Genomic DNA, 19240 nt, shown 5'->3' on the forward strand with positions numbered 1-19240 from the left:
ATTAAAAAAATTAAAAGATTCTGAAATCAAACTTTCTTTCCATAAATTTCTCCTAAAAACTTATTTTGTATTTCTTGAAGAAGTTTATTTATTCTCAATAGATCTTCTGAGGTTTCTTTAGCTATTTTTTCTGCAAGTGCTCCAATGTATTGATCGCTATATCCTATGTTTTCAGTGAAATAACTATTAAATTCGTTAATTAATATTGCGATACTTCCTCCCTTTTCATAAATCCATTCAATCTCTTCCGAAAAATCCTGTAGAATAATTTCTCTTTTTTTATATTGAATGACAATTTGTATAGTACTATCGTGCTGTTTTTTCTCTGCTTTAGAAAAGTACTGTTTAAAAGTATCTAAGTCGACCTTACCATTTAAAAATATAAGATAAATTTCTTTTATAGCTAAAATTTCTTGCCAACTTGTCTTGACAAGAGTAATAGCTTCTATAAGCTCATCAGCTGCTTTTAAACCTAAATCTCTTTTGAACTTTTCAACATCATTTTGTCGATTCCTCTTTTGTGTTCTATCTACATTAAAATATACTATTAATATAGAAAGTGATGTTAACAACGGACCTAATCCAGATATTATTTGAAAAAAGTATGCCACTTCGTTTCCAAGTAACTTTAAAAATTCTAAATACTCTTTTATTATCATTTTTTCCTCCTACTCATATTACATTATTTATATATTTTAACTTTTGGAATTTTATCATAAAAAAATATATTTTCTACTCCTTTAACTTATTTTATAATTTCCTTCACTCTCAAAATCATCTCAACCAATTCCTCACGATCAACCAATCGAACGTTATTCGATCTTGCAAGGTTTATTGCAGATTGAGTATAGCCACTGTTTGTTACAACCCAACCCGCAGAAGCTTTATAGTGCGCAATCGCTCCATGCACTTCTTGTACAGCTTTTAAATTTACATTTTTGCTATACCGCTTAGCTTGAACCACAATCCGCTTGCCATCTTTGTTCAATACCAGATCAGCCCCATAATCGCCTTGCGCTTGAGTGACCGTGGCATTGTATCCTTGAAGCTTGAATAGTTGTCCTAAGTAATGCTCAAATTGTGTACCTGTCATTTTGTCAATCTCTGCTATCCCAGATCTTCTCAGTCTTTTTAATTTGGCTTCTTCAATCGAATTTATAATTAACGCTAAAACAACAATAACAACTATTAATGTAATCACAGAAATAACAGCATTTTTAGTTAGATAAAGTGCAATAAGACTACTTAGTATGCTGACTCCTCCTACTAAGCCTAATGTATCATCTTGCTTTTGCTTCTTTTTGCTCTTTCTACGTGCCATGTGTAACTCCCCTTTGAGAATGTTCTATGCTTTTCTAGGATTTGAATCGTTGTTGCTTCTTCTGTTCCACTGCATCACTTGCTTCGACAACCTTTTCTTCAAGCCACCCTGCAAATCCCTCCACCTTGCTATAACTCAAGAACAACCAATCCATCGCTCTCGTCATCCCAATATAAAATAACGATACTTCTCGCTCTGGATGTTCTTCTAGCTTGAAGGGCATGCTGTCGACATTGACGATAAAGACGGCTTTGAAGTCTAGACCTTTAGAGCTGTCGAGTGTGGATAGCTTGACGGCTTCTTGGTGGCGTTCGAATGTGCGTTTGGATGCTGTATTTTCGGTGAACCAGTTGTATGGAATCTCATGCTTGGATAGTTCTTTTTGTAATACGTCTATATAAGAGTACGAATAGCGCTTTTGTACCCGATACAGAACAGCCATTTCGGCGTAAGGTACTTTTTTCTGCTCATGTAATATCTTCATCTGCTGTGCGACCCATTGTACTTCTTCTGCAAATGAAGCGCAGTGCTTGATCTGTGGCTCTATCCCTTTACGCTTGGTGCTTTGCGGTGGGATAATCTCTACGCCTTCTATACTTGTGCCTTCTTTGACCTTTTCCCCTAAGCTCGAATGGGTACGATAGAAGTCCCATGCGAAGTTGACGATCTGAGCGGTGTTACGGTAGTTGATACTGAGAATCTTGGAGCGTCCACGAAAGTCGAGTCCGGTGTTCTGGCTCAGGCTGGTTTTGCGTTTGTAAATATTTTGCGCTTTGTCTTCGACCAGTAATAACGATTGGGTCTCCGGGTTAAGCACCTTACTTAGCAATTCTAGCCATGACGGTTCGAAGTCTTGTCCTTCGTCGATCAGGATCGCATCGTATTGCGGTAAGATCGTCTCGCCACGATTGATCTTTTCCAGATAAGATTCGATCAGCTCGTCTTTGATTCGCATCGTACTCCACAGCCATTCGTGGAATGTAGCAATCTGTAGATTGGATGACTTCTCTATAGAAGGTGTAGCCGATGAATTCGTCTGACTGTTGGCAAAATCGAACAAATCTTCCGGTTCTTCGAGCATCCGATCAATCTGACTGCGAATCACTCTTGATAATGGAATGCCATAACAGAGTACAAGAATTTTCCAATGTGGATGGTCTTTGATTAACATCTTCGCTCTAGCGGCTAGAATTAAAGTCTTGCCACTACCTGCTACACCGCGTATTAATCGATTCTTATCTCCCAACTGTCTGGCAAGTGATTCCTGATGCAAGTCCATCGCTTGAATATTATGAAGCGATAGTAAGAGTTGGTCTTGATAATAAGCAGGCTCCCGATATTCTGCACTAATCCGTACTTCGGGAAATAGATGATACCGAATCGCTTTGATATCTTCGTCGGTCAGCATCTGATTCATATGAAAAGGGGTATCGAACATATTGGTAATGCGCTCTAGTAGATGATCTGCGGTGCAATTCTCATCTTCCAAGTCTATTTCTTCTCGTGTGAGCATATATCTAGGGTCGATCACCCGATGTAGACTATGCTTGACGATATGAGTCTGCTTGAGACGGGTAAAAACAACTCCATGTCCATAGCGGAACTTGAGGTTATTCGCATACACGCCGCTTTGTTGTGTAAGATTCTGATCTTTTTTAAGCTTATTATTGATTCGAAAAGCATAATCTCTTGCTTGGAGTAGCGGATTTTTGACCGTTTCTACCGATCCTGTTCCTTTTTGGGTATGTAGCTGCCATTCATGAGTATTGAGTTCGTAGAGGGTATTTTCGGTGTAGTCTTTCACTTCTAACACCAATAGTCCAAGATCCGGGCCGATAATGACGTAGTCTGGTCGTCTGCCACCGATCTCTGGTTCGTAGTAGACAATATAATCGTCTGGAAGATGTTCTTTGAGCGTTTGAAATAAAAGGCGTTCGCCTGCGGTTGCTTTTCTCGGGATGGTGTCTGGAATCGTATATGCCATAGTTGTGTTCTCCTTAGTGCAGGCAGAAGATGTACGAGTTAGAGTCCAGTTCTTCTGGAAATCTGCGATAATTTTGCTTTAAAATGAAATATTTCAATTTTCTTAGGTCTTAGGTAGCGTATACATTTACCTATATCATACTTCGTTTGACTCATATTGGAAATACTTTTTTTCAAGATAATGGATTTAAACCAAAAAAGCAGGACATCTTCCATCGTAAAATGGAAAAGCCCTACTTTTATTAGGTCTGTTGGTAGTGATCCTCTTTAGTTGCTATATGCTTTAATTCTGTTTTTCTATTGGAGATACAAGTATTCTTTTTAAGCTAGTGGCTCTAATCGATATACGACACATCCGTGTGGTGGAAGTTCTATTTCCCATTGTCCTTGTACGGTTAATTGTTCTGTAGGCTGCCATAGATTATGCAGATTCACTGGCACTGTTATATCTAATAAAGATAGATCCAGTGTTAGTGTATTCTGCTCTTCTCCTGCATTGAATAGAGCAATGTAGCGGTTATGCGTTCCATCTTCCTCTGCTACCCAGATGATTCGATCCTGCTCATCACGAGAAAGCTGATAGGCTTGACGGCTCTTCTGGTTCATTTCTAAAATCAGCGGATTGTTCAGCAATGACAATGTCCATTCATCGTTATCCCGTAATTCTCCTCCGAACATTAATGGCGAACGGAAAATCGACCACAGTGTCATCATAGTGCGCTGTTCATTAGGTGTGAATCGTGTCCAGCGATCTGCTCCGCCTCCATCTACAGAGCGAATACCGATATGACCGAGTGGCAACATATCACAATCCGGCCAAGAACCTTCGCCTACATACGGTGACCATTTCTCACACCGTTCGAACATCGCATATAATAATGACCAGATATCCCAGAAATCATCGGTAACACGCCACATATTCGCATGGTCTCTTAATTGTTGTTGGTATTGTAATGGCGCTGGCCCTGGAGATAGACTGAGTACCATCGGACGACCACACTGATCAATTGCGTGACGAATTAGTTCAATTTCTTCCAGATGAGTATCATACAGACGTGAAGCCGCAATATCATCGACTTTGACAAAATCGACTCCCCACTCTGCATACATTTCAAATAATGAATTGTAATATTGTTGTGCTCCTTCTTGCGAAGCATCTACCCCGTACATATCTGTATTCCACGGACAGATCGAATTAGGATGTGCAATCTGTCTGGCGGTGATATGTGTTCCTTTGATCGCTGTATTCTGATGCACCGCTTGTCTTGGAATACCACGCATAATATGTATACCGAACTTCAATCCTAATTGATGTACCCGATCAGCTAACAGACGGAATCCTTGACCATCTTTACTGGAAGGAAAACGATTGACTGCTGGAATTAATCGGGAATAGTTATCCATTTCTAATGGCTCAAATTTGCGATACGCTGAGGATACAGCCCCTGCTTCATACCACTGAATATCCACTACAATATATTCCCAACCATGCTCTTTGAGATGAGTAGACATATACTCGGCATTACCTATAATTTCTTCTTCTCGTACAGCGGCTCCATAACAATCCCAACTATTCCAGCCCCGGGGTGGATATTGTGCCCATAGATGATGTTCCATATTGAATCTCCTTTAGATATATATATTTTGGAATAATATGCTGTATTTATTTTAAACTTTTTTTGGAAACGGTTGCAATAAATAATATATATATTAACCTACATTATTTATAATTTTATAATCATTTTGCATCATTAATTCTTACAACAACGGATACACGACATTATATTTTGAAATAAAATGTATTTGATTAATTTGAAATATATAACTATTAAAACATTTATTAGTTTTTTAATTATTTATTAGCAATTTTATTTTTTTTAATCTGTAAGACCTAAATATATAGCGAATTTTGTCGATATAGGTATTACGTTATATGTTTAAACAATGATGAGGAGTGAAATAATGCGTATTAATATTCAAACTAAATTATTAGTCGGCTTTTTTAGCGTGATTCTATTACTGGTATTGGTTAGTCTTTTATCACTATTCAGTATGAATACGTTAGGATCGCAAGCCAAGCAAATTGATAGCAAATGGATGCCTAGTGTAAGCACAATGGGTATGATGAATGGTGATATCTCTGATGTACAGCGTCTAGTCCTGAACATGGCTATCGAAAATGATCCAGAACGAATTACTAAAATTAACACTACATTAGATGAATTGTTAAAACGAATCGAAACCGAACGTCTACAATACAAAGCATTGATTCAATCGGATGAAGAATCCAAATTATTTGAAACATTCAACACCAATTATGATCAATTTTTAACAACCTTTCCTGCCTTAGTTGATGCGGCTAAAGGCAATGATATGGATAAAGCGCGCGAATTGCATCGTGCTTCTTATGATGCCTGGTATACTGCTAATGACACAATTGCTCAATTAATTGCTTATGATAATGAACAAGCAGGTATTTTGACAGATCAATCTGTAAAATCAGCAACTTCTGCAAGCATGAATATTATTATTTTAAGTATTATCGCTATTCTAATCGCTGGCGTTATCGCTTACCTTATTGCTAGATCTATATCCCGTCCGGTGAAACAAATTCAACAAGCGGCTGAACGTATCTCTGCTGGTGATCTAACAGGCGAAGCGATCATTATTCGTAATAAAGACGAAGTCGGTCTACTGGCTGTTGCTTTCAATCAAATGGTAGCAAATCTTCGTAGTTTGCTTGAATCTGTAGCTGCTACTTCTGAATTGGTTGCCGCTTCTTCAGAGCAATTAACAGCAAGTAGTGAGCAGAACAAACAAGCTTCTGAACAAATTGCTGAAACGGTACAAGAAAGTGCTAATGGCGCTGCTACTCAAGTTGATATTGCTACCAAGTCTGCTCAAGCGATGCAAGAAATGGCGATCGGTGTAGAGCAAATTGCTGTTCGTGCACAGACAGTATCCAGTTCAGCAACCGAAGCAGCAAGCAAATCGTCTAATGGTAACAAAGCGATCCAACAAGCAGTTAATCAAATGGATTCGATTCAGACTTCGCTACACTCGTTAGGTTCTGTCGTGAAAGAATTAGGAAGTCGTTCACAAGAAATTGGAAATATCACTAAAGTCATTACAGGTATTGCTACACAGACCAATCTGCTTGCTTTGAATGCTTCCATTGAAGCGGCTCGTGCAGGTGAAGCAGGTCGAGGATTCGCTGTCGTTGCTGATGAAGTCGGTAAATTAGCAGAACAATCTTCTCAATCGGCGAAGCAAATTATTGAACTGGTTACATTTATCCAGAAAGATACAACCGATGCCATTGACGCGGTAGAATTGAATAATCTTGAATTTGATAAAGGATTGGCTTCTGTATCGATTGCAGGTGAAGCGTTCCGCGATATTTTACAGGCTGTCAATCAAGTGGCTGGTGATATTGAAGAAGTCTCCGCAGGTGCAGAACAATTATCAGCAAGCACGACTGAGATTGTCCAATACTCCAAACAGATCAATCATATCGCTCAAGAATCTTCTGAAGGTATGCTAAGTGTATCTGCGGCTACGCAAGAACAACTGGCTTCTATGGAAGAGATTACATCCTCATCGTCTTCTCTAGCACAGACAGCAGAACAACTTCATAACGAAGTTAGCGCATTTAAAGTCTAATATTTTAGCTTACTTTTGTTACTAGCTTTATAGCAAATAGGCAATACCCCGTATCCTTTTATGATCAGAAGATCGCATATAAAGGATACGGGGTATTTTGGTATATCATTGTGTACCATGTGTAAAGATAATGACTTAAATTTACATTTTGATCTTTTTCGTTTTTTTACCATGATCATCTAGCGTAGAGAGCTTTCCTTCTGCTCGCTCCATTTCTATAATCTTTTCCGCCAAAATCTTACTGGAGTTCGCCAATACTGCCATTTTGAGCGAAAGATTACTTAACATTTCTTGTTCTGTCGTAGTCGTCTGACCGAGCAATCTGCTCTCAGCTTTGGCTTGTTCCATCGTATAACTGGATGCTTGCTCTTGTTCTGTCACAAAGTGATCATACACTTCAGCAAATGTTTTGGTCTGTAATTGAAATTCGATAATACCTTGTATGACTGCTAAAGGTAATACAGGTTTGAGGGTGCACAGCATCATCAAGTAAGCAATATGCGTACGGGAATAGCGCTTTTTGATCGTAGGTGGAATAATGCCCTGTTTGACATAATTGTTGATCATAGAGGGTGAGATTAACTTGCCTGCACTCTCCCCGGGGAATTTGTGAAAATGCTTTTCTAATAAAGCGACCACTTGATCCATATATAAATCAATGTCGGGAATCTGCTCCCATCTGGGAAACTTATAAGCCACTTTCTCTTTACCCCATGCTTCTAATTCTTGAGCCAGTTTGTCTTCCATTATGTATTCCTCCTTGAGCTGAGCATGTATGATAAGATTCATTGTCTGTAATTTGTGTTTATGATTGTATATGGTTATAATAACTATATCATAAAGTTATTAGTTTTATATGTTAAAATTTAAATAAAATGAATATAGTATTTTTAGTATATTCTATCTCTGTGTAAAGAAAGAGTGGTTTGGATGAAATCAATTGCTTGGGTGACAGATAGTACAGCTATGATCGATACTGATTTTGCAGCAGAACATCATATTTATATTGTACCTTTACGTCTGATTGTGAACAATGAAGCGTACAAAGAAAATGTTGAAATTACAGCAGAACAATTTTATGAGAAAATGCGTCAAAACGAAAGTGTAGGTAGCTCACAGCCACCGATTGGCGAATTTATGGAATTATACGAATCTATTAAAGATAAATATGACGATATTATCGTGATTCATTGTTCTTCTGAATTAAGTGGTACGTATCACACTTCACTACAAGCGGCTGAGATCACTGAAACTTCTGTGATCGGGATTGATTCCAAAGTCGGCGCTTTTCCTTTACGTGAAATGGTTATGCAAGGAGTCAAATGGCAACAACAAGGCGATACGGCTCTGGAGATCAAAGCCAAAATCGATATGATTATTGAAAATATGGACTTTTATCTGATTCCAGCAAGTCTTTCTCAATTGCATCGTAGTGGACGGGTATCCGGTACTCAATTGGTGATCAGTCAGTTACTACGTATCCACCTCCTATTGCGTTTTGTAGAAGGTAAAATTATTGTAGAAGACAAAATTCGTACTTTCAAAAAAGCCAAACACAAACTGATGGATATTCTCAAAAAAGATATCGATCTGGTCAAAAGTGTATGTATTATGCACGCTAACAATATTGAAGAAGCATTTCAAATGGAGAAAGAAATCAGTGTATTTGCTCCGCTACTCAAAATTGAAATTGCTCCCTTTATTCCTGTTGTCGGTGTTCACGCCGGTGAAGGTACAATGGCATTAGCATGGATTCGTCAAAATTAAATACTATTTAACACATTCATTCTATATATAAAGGATTACCTATAGATCTCATCAAAAAGCAACTTGTAGCTATATGCTACAGGTTGCTTTTTTGTTGTCTGCGTTCACTGGTCAGCATTTATAACTATTCAATAAGATGATCCAAAAAATGAATAATGACTCTGACCATATCTTTTTTTGACTATTCTTCACAATTACAGCTTCTACCTGTGATTTATTAAATTGAAATGTAAGCATTTGCATTTAGAACCTTAAGAACTATATCTTAAGCACTAAAATTTACAAAATTGTCTAATATATAAAAAGAAATTGTCGATATAGATAAAGTTGAATGCGTTACACATTACATATTGGGGGACAATATTATGAAACGTTTGCGTGTTGGTAAAGTCAAAATGAGTATACAGACCAAATTGTTAACTGGCTTTTTAAGTGTGATTCTTTTGTTAGTCATAGTAAGTTTACTTGCTCTAACAAGTACACGAAGTATGGGCAATCAAGCAGTCGATGTAAATACGAAATGGATGCCAAGTGTTACTTTATTAGGAACGCTTAACGGGGATGTGTCCGATCTAGAGCGTCTATTGCTCAATATTATTGTAGAAAATAATCAAGATGAAGTTGCCAAGCTTAATCAAGATTACGAGACATTACTGAAAAAAATTCAAACAGAACGTACTGCTTATGAAAAGTTAATCGAAAGCGATGATGAACAACGTCTGTATCAACGCTTCTCTACACAATATGAAGCGTATATTAAAGTTTCACCTAACGTGCTTAATGCAGGTCTGAATAATGATTTGAATAAAGCGATTGCTTTGCACCGTAATGCGTATGCTTTCTGGTACACGGCTAATTCTACTATTGCAGAATTGGTAGCTTATGATAACAAACAAGCCACTCAACTTACAGATGAGTCGGTAAGTACATCGCGGAAAGCAAGTTTTAATATTATTTTGTTAAGTGTAATCGCTATTATTGTTGCTTTGGCTATTGCTTTCCTTATTGCTCGTTCGATCTCCAAGCCTGCTAGATCGCTACAAAAAGCAGCTGAACAAATTGCTGCCGGTGATCTGACTGGATCTGATTTGATTATCAAAAACAAAGATGAGATCGGTTCATTAGCGGTTTCATTTAATGATATGAAGCACAATTTGCGTCAGGTGATCGAATCGGTCGCTTCTACTTCCGAATTGGTCGCTGCTTCTTCAGAACAATTAACAGCAAGTAGTGAACAAAATAAACAAGCGGCTGAACAAATCGCGGAAACCGTACAAGAAAATGCAGTCGGTACAGCCAAACAAGTCGATATTGCCAACAAGTCTTCTCAAGCGATGCAAGAAATGGCGATCGGTGTAGAACAGATTGCGGTTCGTGCACAGACAGTATCTAACTCTGCTGTCGATGCGGCAAGCAAATCTTCGGATGGTAATCATGCTATCCAACAAGCGGTATCACAAATGGATTCAATTCAACAATCCTTACATTCTCTAGGCTCTGTAGTAAAAGAATTAGGTAGTCGCTCTCAAGAGATTGGTAATATTACCAAAGTAATCACTGGCATCTCTTCGCAAACGAATTTATTAGCGCTGAACGCTTCAATTGAAGCCGCTCGTGCAGGCGAAGCAGGTCGAGGATTCGCAGTCGTTGCTGATGAAGTCGGCAAATTAGCAGAACAATCTTCCCAATCAGCGAAGCAAATTATTGAATTGGTCGCTTTTATTCAAAAAGATACGTTAAATGCGATTGAAGCGGTTGATCTAAACAATCGTGAATTTGATAAAGGGATGGCTTCTGTCGCGATTGCAGGGACTGCTTTCCAGGATATTTTACAAGCAGTTAATCAAGTAGCAAGCGATATTGAAGAAGTATCTGCTGGTGCAGAACAGATGTCTGCAAGCACGACTGAGATTGTAGAGTATTCCAGACAGATTTCTCATATCGCTCAAGAATCGGCTGCCGGTATGTTAAATGTATCTGCTGCTACACAAGAACAGTTAGCATCGATGGAAGAAATTAATGCTTCCTCTTCTTCGCTAGCAGAGACGGCTGAACAGTTACACAGCGAAATGAATGAGTTCAAAATTTAACTCGGGACAAACTGTACTAGCACTACGCTAAAATAGATATTCCAACCTATAGATCAAAAAGCCCACATTACTCTAAAATGAAAAGGATTGCTTTTCTTTAAAGAGCTGGCGGGCTTTTTGATGTCTACTTGTATTGGCTATTCGTAGTAAGATAAAATAAAGAATATCTATAGTTAGAGGTTAGCAGAAAAAAGTAACAAAAGTAGCTTTACCACCGATATATACAATAAGCACTTAGCAGACCAGAAATTTAAAAATAAGGACAGTACATTTTATAATTATGCCTTATAACTAAGCAACTTCGTCAATTATTCTGAATCAGGAGGAATGGTAGCTATGAGCACATCCAAAAAAGATTCTTCTCAACCATCTAACTCTCACCTACATACAGAACAACCTTCTCTATCTCAAATGTCTCATACCTCTACTCTTACAGATGAGGAAGATGTACTAGAAGCCAAACGAATGCAATCACGTTTTCCCTGGTTGGATGCTCGCTTATTAGTCGTTGTAGGCTTTACTTCGGTAGTTATGCTGATCCTATTGATCGTTCCGATGCCTACACAAAGCACGTATACCACTGCTAATTCATGGGGCAAATTAGAACCTTTTCACCAGTATCAAAGTGATGTTATCCAGAACCAGAGCTTAATATCTGCTATCAAGCACAACTATATCCAATACGTAAATGAGAGCGCTGAAAAAGACGGCTATATCGTTACTGTCAATGCTGTGACCGCTGATGAAAATCAATTGATTCTCCTCTATACCGCCAAAAGCTTAAATGGACAAGAAATATACGGGATGAACAGTGTCAAATTAAGCAGTATCGCTACAGGCAAGCCTCTAGGTCATTCACGCAATAATGGAACTCATGACGCTGATAGTGAAAATGTATTTCGTGGCACGACCACTATTCGCTTGAAATCAAGAGAACCTTTCCCACAAGAAATTGCCGCCAAATTCCAAGTTGCTTCTGTAGATGATGGCAGATTAAGCGATCCAGTAACCAATACTAGCACAGAAGATATGCATTATTCTCCTACCCTGCTGATTCATTTCTCATTAGCCGGTCAATTCAAACGACCTGAGACTGAAATTGTCTATCCGAACCATATTATTGAATTAGGAGATCACAAAGTTGCTCTGACCAGAGTCGAAATGTCTCCTTTAGAGATGCGTGTTCGCTTTACATTAGATCAGCCCTTTGAACCGTATAACACCAAAAAATCATGGGTAGAAGCGACAGGCATTATTGCAGGTGAAGGCGATCAAGCAGTGCTGTTACGGGCGTTAAATCGAAAAATGGCTTTCGATGATCCGAACAGTTATGAATATATCTTTTACAGCAATTTACTCGATCAACCCAAAACCCTGCAATTGCAAGTCGTTACCCGAGAAGCTGATAATATTGGAGATACCCAACTTATACAAATCAAATAAGCATCAAATTATGTAACTGCTGGCGGTGTCCAGCGGTTACTTTCGCTTGTCTGCGGATAATCGATTCCATGTGGATAAGACAGTAATTCTATTAATGTTCCCCACGGCGCACGTCCATACACAAATAAATGCCCTTCTCCCTTTTCTTCATTAGGTAGCGGATTAGGAGAAGACAGCAAAATGCCACCCGCCGATTCAAAATGACGGATAGCTGCTGGCATATCATCTACATATAACGCTATATGTTGGATACCATAATCTACTGCTAATGCGGGAGAGCGCTGTTCTGTATTTTCAAATTGGAACATCTCGATACTTGCACCCTGACCGATCTGAATCAGTCGCATATGACGCACTTTAGCGCCTTGTGGCAATCCTAACTTCTGTTCAGTCTCTGCGCCTTCTTGAGCAGGCTGTTGAGGGGTAAGCGTATCATAACAAATCGAAGCTCCAAATGCTTGCTTAAAAAACCGAGTCGCTTCTTCGATATCGGGAACGGTTAGACCGATATGATCGATACCTCGTATAGATCGATAATCTTGATGTGTATATTGAGATGATGCAGACATATGTATCCTTCCTTTCTAAATAACAACAGATTGGATATGATGCGTATGTCTTTTTTTACACTTGTTTTCTGAAAATTAAACGGTAGATCCTAATGCTTTTTTCAATAATAACGGTGAGCTTACTGGTGAAGTGATAATTCCAGCAGATAACGCCTGACATTCGTGAAAAGCAAAATGCTGACAACCACGACAACGTTCTAGATCAAGATACCCCAGCGCTTTATTAATCGCAATACCTGTCCGCTCATAGAAATGCTCTGCTCCAATCATCGTATACAAGCCTGTTTTTTGTAACAATTCAAGCGGTTGGTGCTGGATACCAGAGACAATCACTATGCCACCGTACGATTGTACTTTACGTACTAAGATTGTCAGGTTAGCATCTCCTGTTGTATCAATCATCGGGACTCTACCCATACGAAGCAATACGATCCGAGGTTGATTCGCAATAGCTTCATCTATCGCTTGTTCGATCAGATGGGTACTACCGAAAAAGAGTGCTCCTTCAATCGTGTAGATACTAATCTGAGGGCAATCATGATTTTCAGTAACCATATGACTTTGTACTTGCTGATTCACAGCTTCTGGATCAGGGAGTACTTTGGTTATCGTTAATCCTTGACTCATTCGTTTGACAAACAATATAACTGCTAATAACAATCCTACTTCAACAGCAGTCGTCAGATCAGCAAATACGGTCAATATAAACGTGATCGCCAAGACGAGCGAATCACTTGTTTTGATTTTCAAAATATGCATAAAATGCTTACGCTCACTCATATGCCATGCTACTAACATTAAGATCGGAGCCATACTAGCAAGCGGAATATTGGATGCATAAGGAGCAAATAACACCAATACAAGTAAAACCACAATCCCATGTACTACACCGGAGATAGGCGATACAGCGCCATTTTTGATATTCGTAGCTGTCCGAGCGATTGCTCCTGTAGCTGGAATACCACCAAATAAAGGAGTTATCATATTGGCGATTCCTTGTCCGATCAACTCTCGATTACTGTTATGACGTGTGCCTGTCATCCCATCAGCAACAACGGCTGATAACAAAGACTCTATACTGCCTAACATTGCAATCACTAATGCAGGGCGAATCAAAAAGGTAATTTTATCCCATGTCAAATCTGGAATATGAAAATGAGGAAGCGCTCCTGAGATGGCGCCAAATGAAGATTCGATAGTAGCCACTTTGCCTTGAAAAAACAGCACAGCCACTCCTGTCGAGATCAATAATCCGATCAATGAACCTGGCACTTTAGGGAAAAAGCGTGCGGTTACTATCATAGCTAAAAAACAGGTCAATCCGGTGATAAGGCTGTATATATTAAATGTGTTCAGATGAATAACGATTTCACGCATATTCGAGAAAAAATCTTCATGTTTGGCAAGTCCACTCAATCCTAAAAAATTGGCGATCTGTCCGCCAAAAATAGTGACAGCAATACCTGCGGTAAATCCTATCGTGACCGGTCTTGGGATAAAGGCAATTAATTTGCCTAATCGACACAATCCCATCATAAGCAAAAAGACACCTGCCATAAAACCAGCAATCAATAAATTTTCATATCCATATTGCATCACTACAGCGAATAATATAGGAATAAATGCACCTGTCGGCCCACCGATTTGAAATTTGGAACCTCCACACAAAGAAATAATTATACCTGCAATGATAGTTGTATAGATTCCATATTCAGGCTTAACTCCTGAAGCAATAGCAAAAGCCATCCCGAGTGGAATAGCGATAATACCTACGATCATGCCTGAAATCAAATCTTTGCGTAAACTATTGCGGTTATATCCAGCAAATCTTCCTGTCCACTTCATTTGTCTACCTTCTTTTTGCATATTTTAATATTTAATTTCAAATATCTGATTATTTGAATATACAGAGATAGTACGCCTGCATGCAGATTGTGTCAATGATATTTTATTCACATCAAAAAAAGTATCCCTTATTCATAAGAGATACTTTGATTGTGTATAGACAATTGTGGTTTGGAAATGATCTATTTATCGTAAACAGGTTCGCTTATTTTATTTCTCAAGATGTCTGCTTGCTTCAGGTTCATTGCGCATGCCTTCCAATAAAGAAATCGCGTCTACCAGATGATTATCAAAAATGCGCTTAGCTACTGCTAACAATTCTTGAATAAGCGGATCACGTAGTGAATAGATTACCGAGGTGCCTTCTTTGATTCCTTGCACTACATTTTTGCTACGTAATATCGACAGTTGTTGAGAAACAGCCGATCCTTCTGATCCGACAATCGTTTGCAATTCATTAACTGTCTTATCTCCTGTACAAAGTGCTTCTAAAATCTGGATCCGCATCGGATGGGCTAAAGCTTTGAAGAAATCAGCTTTGAATTGCTGTATATTTTGATTCATGAATCCATACCCCTTACTGTATTATCTTCAACAGATACGGATATCATAACACAAAATAATCATCATACCACCAGATGCCCCCGCTTCTCGGCTAGACCGATCGTTGCTGTCATGCCTGAATTGAATTCCAGAAAGTCACTTTCTACGCCATCACTAAAGATTACGCCATTTTCAGGCATCTGCGATATAATGCGCAATGGCTGCTGTTCGTGAATCTGTCCAAAAACACATTCGGTAGAAGTGGTACGGCTAGGAAATGGTTCTCTCACTGTAAAATACAACTGTGGTGTATCCCATGCCAATGAAGTATAAGTGGAGCTGTGAGTCTCTTTATACTGCATACTACCTGTTATCTGCTGATAGCTTTCACTGTGTACAATACCGTTTGCTCCTGCAAGAACACTTTTGAACCAACCTGTTGCACCCATCCCTGTTGATACAATAATGCCACTTGAAGATTGTTGCTCGGTATGCCCTGCTAACTGCAATTGATAACGAGCCGAGACATGTGTTTTGCGCCCGATAAATAAATCATTTACACCGTATAACGTCTGTCCGTCGTTCAATTCTGCTTTGGCTAACATCACTTCTTGGATCGCGCGGCGACGATTCAATACATCAGGTACCACCTGGATCAGATCACGAACTTGAAAAGGAAGCAAAATGCCATCCCAGCGTAGTGGATCAGGATTTACACCGATTAACGGTTGATGCGTGACATATTTCATCGTATTTGCAACCAATCCATCTTGCCCGAGCACCACTACAATATCATCTTCACCAAAAATAAAATTCGGTACATGTTCACGCTCTAACAGTTGCACTCTTCCGATCGTTTGTAACACAAGCATCGATTGTTCTACAGCATGACGATAATTCTGATCTTCTTGTATATAGTCGGTAAAATCAACACCCAGACGCTCAATATAAAATTGTGCTTGCTGGATCGTATTGTAACGAACAATCAATTCTTCTAATCGTGTTTTACGCTTGACGAGTACAATTTTATTTTCGCTTATCCGGCTATTCATATATTCCGACCTCCTTGCTGTTGTTGATGGTTATTTGATTCTGATAATAGTCCTTGCAATAGATCCGGTGTGATATTCAATTGTCCGATACGACCTGCATTTTCAGCTAATCCCTGGAAAGCAATCGCGATCAATTTATCAGGATTCATGCCCATATTCGCCATCGATTGTAACAATGCAGGATTAACGCCTTCAAGCGACTTCATCACTGCAGACATTTCGTAGGCTTTGGCATCGGCTTGTGCTTTGGAATTGGCAATCGATAGTTCTGTTAATTGCTGTTTCTTTTCTTCCATCATCGTATCGAATTGCAATTGTTCTTCTTTGATCTCATTCTTTTTCACACTTACCGAGCGTTCAGCATCTAATTGAGTTTCCCGAATTTGTTTTTTCTTGGTTTCTACTGCAATTTCGGTATTCAATTCATTTTCTTTGACCCGTCGTTCTTGTTCAATCGAGGCATTACGGCGTTCATATAGAGCATCATCGGCATTGCGTAGAATCTGCTCACGTGCTTGTGCTTCTAACGCCCTCATCGTTTCTTTATTAGGCAAAATCGCCAAAACAGAGAAGCCCATCAATTCGATGCCTAACTTTTCTAATTCAGCATTTTGCATAATTTCGCGTGTAATACTTTGAGCTAAACGTTCACTGGATTGAATCGCTTCTCGCAGTGGCATTTGCTCCAGATGTTTTTTAGTTAATACTTTGGCAATATTGATCACCCGTTGAGCCAGTTTGTTCGGATCATCTGAAATATATTGATTTTTGCGTAAATTATACGTGTAATTTAAGATTTGAGTGGTTTTTCGGTAATCCACAATCCGGTATGTCAATTGCCCTTGTACGGTTACAGTCTGATAATCATTCGTTATTTCTTCAAATATAAAAGGAACATCTATCGACGATACCGGTACTACGATCACAGAAGTAGTCGGTGCATAATAGCGGAAAGATAAGCCAACTCCTTCTTTTACTATTTTGCCATTTCTTACTTTCATCACATATTCACTGGGTTGAAATTTGACGAAGCGAAATCCAAACATAATCACTCTCTCCTTTGTTATTTCCTTTTTGTTAATAACAATATAGCACGCTATTTTGATATTTACAATATGATAATAACAATTTGTTAATTATTATTAGATTACGATCATTTCAAATCATGTTACACTAAACGTAAATATCGATATCTGGTGATATTGCTGTTATTAATGTTGTTACAGACATCCATCGGATGCTATGTATTAGAAAAGGAGTGCTGGCATGATATATCGTCCTCTTCAGCCGCCTAAGTTACAATCTCACTTACAGAATGATTATTATCATTATCAGGAATATGCTCCACAACCGGTATTGCAATCTACAGTAGCTTGTTACTGGTCGTCTACTTTTCAAGTATCTTCTACTACTCTGCCTCATACTTCTGCTTATCGTATTATTCCAGATGGATGTATAGATATTATTTTTGATCTGGATGCTATCTCTGTAACTCAAGGGGCTTTTGTCTCTTCATGGATGTCTACGTATGAAGTTTTTTATCCTAAAGAATCTATGAATTTCTTTGGTATCCGAATGTATATTCAATCTGTACAAGCGATTGTTGGGTATCCTATAGCTGATCTTCAGGGACAAATATTATTAGAGGAACTGTGGGGACATTCTGCAAGCACGTTTTGGGAGCAAGTGATAGGTGCAACAGATACTGCGATGCGGATCAATATTATCGAGCAATACTTACAACAAGCGCTATATACATATGATATTCACCCTCGCCCTGCTCATCCGTTACTAGCGCACAGCTTACAGTTAATGTATGCCTATAATGGACAGATAGATCTAGCGACACTTGCTCAACAAGTACATTACAGCGAACGAACTGTACGCCGTATTTTCCAGCAAGAATTCGGTATTCGTCCCAAAGAAATATTAGATATTATTCGCTTTCAGTCTATTTTGCAGATGATGTATCGCTATCCGCAGTATAGTCTTGGGGAATTAGCCATCTCTGGTGGTTATTATGACCAATCTCATTTTATTCATCATTTTCAGCGTTATTATGGTCTATCTCCAGGGCAATTATCTGTATAGGACGTTATCCAAGCTTAGTCTGATTCTGCACAATAGATATTTATCAAATATCCCCAAGGATATGACCGTTTTTTCCAATCTTTTTGCAGGAAGATCATTCATAATCAAACTAGATCAGAATCATCATGATGAACTGACAATAGAAGTGACTAAGAAAGGGTTGGATCAATCTATGAAATTAGCGATGAAGTATATTATTTTGTATATTCATGATGTAGAGCAGACGATGCATTTTTACAGAGATATTCTACAATTACCGGTCAAAATGCAAGTGGATACTTATGTGGAATTTGATACAGGCATGACTACATTGTCGTTTAACACACGCCAGTCTGTACGACAAGAGATTGGACTTGAAGTTGCAGAAGAGATCGCAACCTCCAGTACATTTGAAATTGGATTTGTCGTCGATGATGTAGTAGCAACGATAGAACAATTGCGTCAACAACAGGTAAAGATTGTCAAAGAACCTGTGGTTAAACCATGGGGACAGACAGTCGCTTATATCGCTGATCCTGATGGACATTTTATCGAAATCTGTAGTGCGTTAGAATAACATTATCGTTGTTAACCGCTTGCGATTTGGAGTCTTATCTACTGTTTATTTGATCTATCAACAACTTGCCATCAAGAAGGCGAGTTGTTTTTTTTGTACTAAAGTGATTGAAATTTTTGCGATTGCTTTATATAGTACAGGAACTTACTTTGTAAATGTGTTAATTATGCTATTATTACCCTACAAGCCCTAATACCTACATACTCAGGATTATTTTATTAATTTCGACAAATTTCATGTTTTTTGTATACTGTATTGTGATCTTATAACCGATATAGTATTATGTACCTATATCTTAAAGACTAAAAAAACAGATG

General features: G+C 38.5%; 16 protein-coding genes. 6 read left to right on the forward strand and 10 right to left on the reverse strand.

From position 1 onward, the window contains the following. Window positions 1-26 precede the first annotated feature (26 nt). The 4 genes from PQ456_RS13310 to PQ456_RS13325 form a co-directional block, all read right to left on the reverse strand. Window positions 27-659 (reverse strand): hypothetical protein, encoded by a 633-nt coding sequence (locus PQ456_RS13310; RefSeq protein ID WP_273612723.1) that lies wholly within the window; start codon window positions 657-659, stop codon window positions 27-29. A gap of 86 nt (window positions 660-745) precedes the next feature. After that, entirely contained in the window at window positions 746-1321 is a 576-nt protein-coding gene (locus tag PQ456_RS13315; protein WP_273612724.1) for a restriction endonuclease, read from the reverse strand. Window positions 1322-1355: 34 nt separating this feature from the next. Next, window positions 1356-3305, reverse strand: a complete 1950-nt coding sequence (locus PQ456_RS13320; protein ID WP_273612725.1) for a 3'-5' exonuclease — start codon at window positions 3303-3305, stop codon at window positions 1356-1358. A 320-nt stretch (window positions 3306-3625) separates the two neighbouring features. Beyond that, window positions 3626-4921 carry an alpha-galactosidase gene (locus tag PQ456_RS13325; protein WP_273612726.1) on the reverse strand — a complete coding sequence of 432 codons (1296 nt, stop codon included), beginning with the start codon at window positions 4919-4921 and terminating at the stop codon, window positions 3626-3628. 345 nt (window positions 4922-5266) lie between these two features. On the opposite strand from PQ456_RS13325, the gene PQ456_RS13330 reads away from it, so the two are divergent. Further along, window positions 5267-6967 (forward strand): methyl-accepting chemotaxis protein, encoded by a 1701-nt coding sequence (locus PQ456_RS13330; RefSeq protein WP_273612727.1) that lies wholly within the window; start codon window positions 5267-5269, stop codon window positions 6965-6967. Window positions 6968-7108: 141 nt separating this feature from the next. Here the strand turns inward: PQ456_RS13330 and PQ456_RS13335 are convergent, their stop codons facing one another. Then, the gene (locus PQ456_RS13335; protein WP_273612728.1) at window positions 7109-7714 is read right to left on the reverse strand and encodes a DUF1836 domain-containing protein; all 606 of its coding nucleotides are present in this window, start codon (window positions 7712-7714) and stop codon (window positions 7109-7111) included. Window positions 7715-7897: 183 nt separating this feature from the next. Between PQ456_RS13335 and PQ456_RS13340 the strand changes: the two genes are divergently transcribed. From PQ456_RS13340 to PQ456_RS13350, 3 genes are all read left to right on the forward strand, one after another. After that, on the forward strand, window positions 7898-8734 hold the full coding sequence (locus tag PQ456_RS13340) for a DegV family protein (RefSeq protein WP_273612729.1): 837 nt from the start codon (window positions 7898-7900) through the stop codon (window positions 8732-8734). Window positions 8735-9099: 365 nt separating this feature from the next. Continuing rightward, a complete protein-coding gene (locus PQ456_RS13345; protein ID WP_273612730.1) occupies window positions 9100-10824 on the forward strand; it encodes a methyl-accepting chemotaxis protein in 1725 nt (574 codons plus the stop codon). 336 nt (window positions 10825-11160) lie between these two features. Beyond that, the gene (locus PQ456_RS13350; RefSeq protein ID WP_273612731.1) at window positions 11161-12267 is read left to right on the forward strand and encodes a DUF4179 domain-containing protein; all 1107 of its coding nucleotides are present in this window, start codon (window positions 11161-11163) and stop codon (window positions 12265-12267) included. A gap of 8 nt (window positions 12268-12275) precedes the next feature. Here the strand turns inward: PQ456_RS13350 and PQ456_RS13355 are convergent, their stop codons facing one another. The 5 genes from PQ456_RS13355 to PQ456_RS13375 all read right to left on the reverse strand — a co-directional run bounded on the left by PQ456_RS13355 (window position 12276) and on the right by PQ456_RS13375 (window position 17322). Beyond that, window positions 12276-12836: a VOC family protein gene (locus PQ456_RS13355; RefSeq protein WP_273612732.1), complete on the reverse strand. Its 561-nt coding sequence runs from the start codon at window positions 12834-12836 to the stop codon at window positions 12276-12278. A 75-nt stretch (window positions 12837-12911) separates the two neighbouring features. Then, window positions 12912-14681: a SulP family inorganic anion transporter gene (locus tag PQ456_RS13360; protein ID WP_273612733.1), complete on the reverse strand. Its 1770-nt coding sequence runs from the start codon at window positions 14679-14681 to the stop codon at window positions 12912-12914. Window positions 14682-14891: 210 nt separating this feature from the next. After that, complete coding sequence (locus PQ456_RS13365) at window positions 14892-15245, reverse strand: ArsR/SmtB family transcription factor (RefSeq protein ID WP_273612734.1); 354 nt, start codon at window positions 15243-15245, stop codon at window positions 14892-14894. Window positions 15246-15307: 62 nt separating this feature from the next. Beyond that, window positions 15308-16276, reverse strand: a complete 969-nt coding sequence (locus PQ456_RS13370) for an NAD(+)/NADH kinase (protein ID WP_273612735.1) — start codon at window positions 16274-16276, stop codon at window positions 15308-15310. Then, window positions 16273-17322, reverse strand: a complete 1050-nt coding sequence (locus PQ456_RS13375; protein WP_273612736.1) for an SPFH domain-containing protein — start codon at window positions 17320-17322, stop codon at window positions 16273-16275. The genes PQ456_RS13370 and PQ456_RS13375 overlap by 4 nt, the downstream gene beginning before the upstream one ends. Before the next feature lie 220 nt (window positions 17323-17542). Here PQ456_RS13375 and PQ456_RS13380 point away from each other — a divergent pair, with 220 nt between their 5' ends. Then, entirely contained in the window at window positions 17543-18367 is an 825-nt protein-coding gene (locus tag PQ456_RS13380) for a helix-turn-helix transcriptional regulator (RefSeq protein WP_273612737.1), read from the forward strand. Window positions 18368-18539: 172 nt separating this feature from the next. Then, on the forward strand, window positions 18540-18923 hold the full coding sequence (locus tag PQ456_RS13385) for a VOC family protein (RefSeq protein ID WP_273612738.1): 384 nt from the start codon (window positions 18540-18542) through the stop codon (window positions 18921-18923). Window positions 18924-19240: the final 317 nt, after the last annotated feature.

The organism is Paenibacillus kyungheensis (genome assembly GCF_028606985.1).
Taxonomy (GTDB): Bacteria; Bacillota; Bacilli; order Paenibacillales; family Paenibacillaceae; genus Saccharibacillus; species Saccharibacillus kyungheensis.

Excerpts from the sequence above, each read along its gene's own strand:
- PQ456_RS13385 (WP_273612738.1), top strand. The coding sequence starts at position 18,540 with ATGAAATTAGCGATGAAGTATATTATTTTGTATATTCATGATGTAGAG.
- PQ456_RS13355 (WP_273612732.1), bottom strand. The coding sequence starts at position 12,836 with ATGTCTGCATCATCTCAATATACACATCAAGATTATCGATCTATACGA.
- PQ456_RS13350 (WP_273612731.1), top strand. The coding sequence starts at position 11,161 with ATGAGCACATCCAAAAAAGATTCTTCTCAACCATCTAACTCTCACCTA.
- PQ456_RS13370 (WP_273612735.1), bottom strand. The coding sequence starts at position 16,276 with ATGAATAGCCGGATAAGCGAAAATAAAATTGTACTCGTCAAGCGTAAA.
- PQ456_RS13310 (WP_273612723.1), bottom strand. The coding sequence starts at position 659 with ATGATAATAAAAGAGTATTTAGAATTTTTAAAGTTACTTGGAAACGAA.
- PQ456_RS13325 (WP_273612726.1), bottom strand. The coding sequence starts at position 4,921 with ATGGAACATCATCTATGGGCACAATATCCACCCCGGGGCTGGAATAGT.
- PQ456_RS13340 (WP_273612729.1), top strand. The coding sequence starts at position 7,898 with ATGAAATCAATTGCTTGGGTGACAGATAGTACAGCTATGATCGATACT.
- PQ456_RS13320 (WP_273612725.1), bottom strand. The coding sequence starts at position 3,305 with ATGGCATATACGATTCCAGACACCATCCCGAGAAAAGCAACCGCAGGC.
- PQ456_RS13315 (WP_273612724.1), bottom strand. The coding sequence starts at position 1,321 with ATGGCACGTAGAAAGAGCAAAAAGAAGCAAAAGCAAGATGATACATTA.
- PQ456_RS13380 (WP_273612737.1), top strand. The coding sequence starts at position 17,543 with ATGATATATCGTCCTCTTCAGCCGCCTAAGTTACAATCTCACTTACAG.
- PQ456_RS13365 (WP_273612734.1), bottom strand. The coding sequence starts at position 15,245 with ATGAATCAAAATATACAGCAATTCAAAGCTGATTTCTTCAAAGCTTTA.
- PQ456_RS13335 (WP_273612728.1), bottom strand. The coding sequence starts at position 7,714 with ATGGAAGACAAACTGGCTCAAGAATTAGAAGCATGGGGTAAAGAGAAA.
- PQ456_RS13360 (WP_273612733.1), bottom strand. The coding sequence starts at position 14,681 with ATGAAGTGGACAGGAAGATTTGCTGGATATAACCGCAATAGTTTACGC.
- PQ456_RS13375 (WP_273612736.1), bottom strand. The coding sequence starts at position 17,322 with ATGTTTGGATTTCGCTTCGTCAAATTTCAACCCAGTGAATATGTGATG.
- PQ456_RS13330 (WP_273612727.1), top strand. The coding sequence starts at position 5,267 with ATGCGTATTAATATTCAAACTAAATTATTAGTCGGCTTTTTTAGCGTG.
- PQ456_RS13345 (WP_273612730.1), top strand. The coding sequence starts at position 9,100 with ATGAAACGTTTGCGTGTTGGTAAAGTCAAAATGAGTATACAGACCAAA.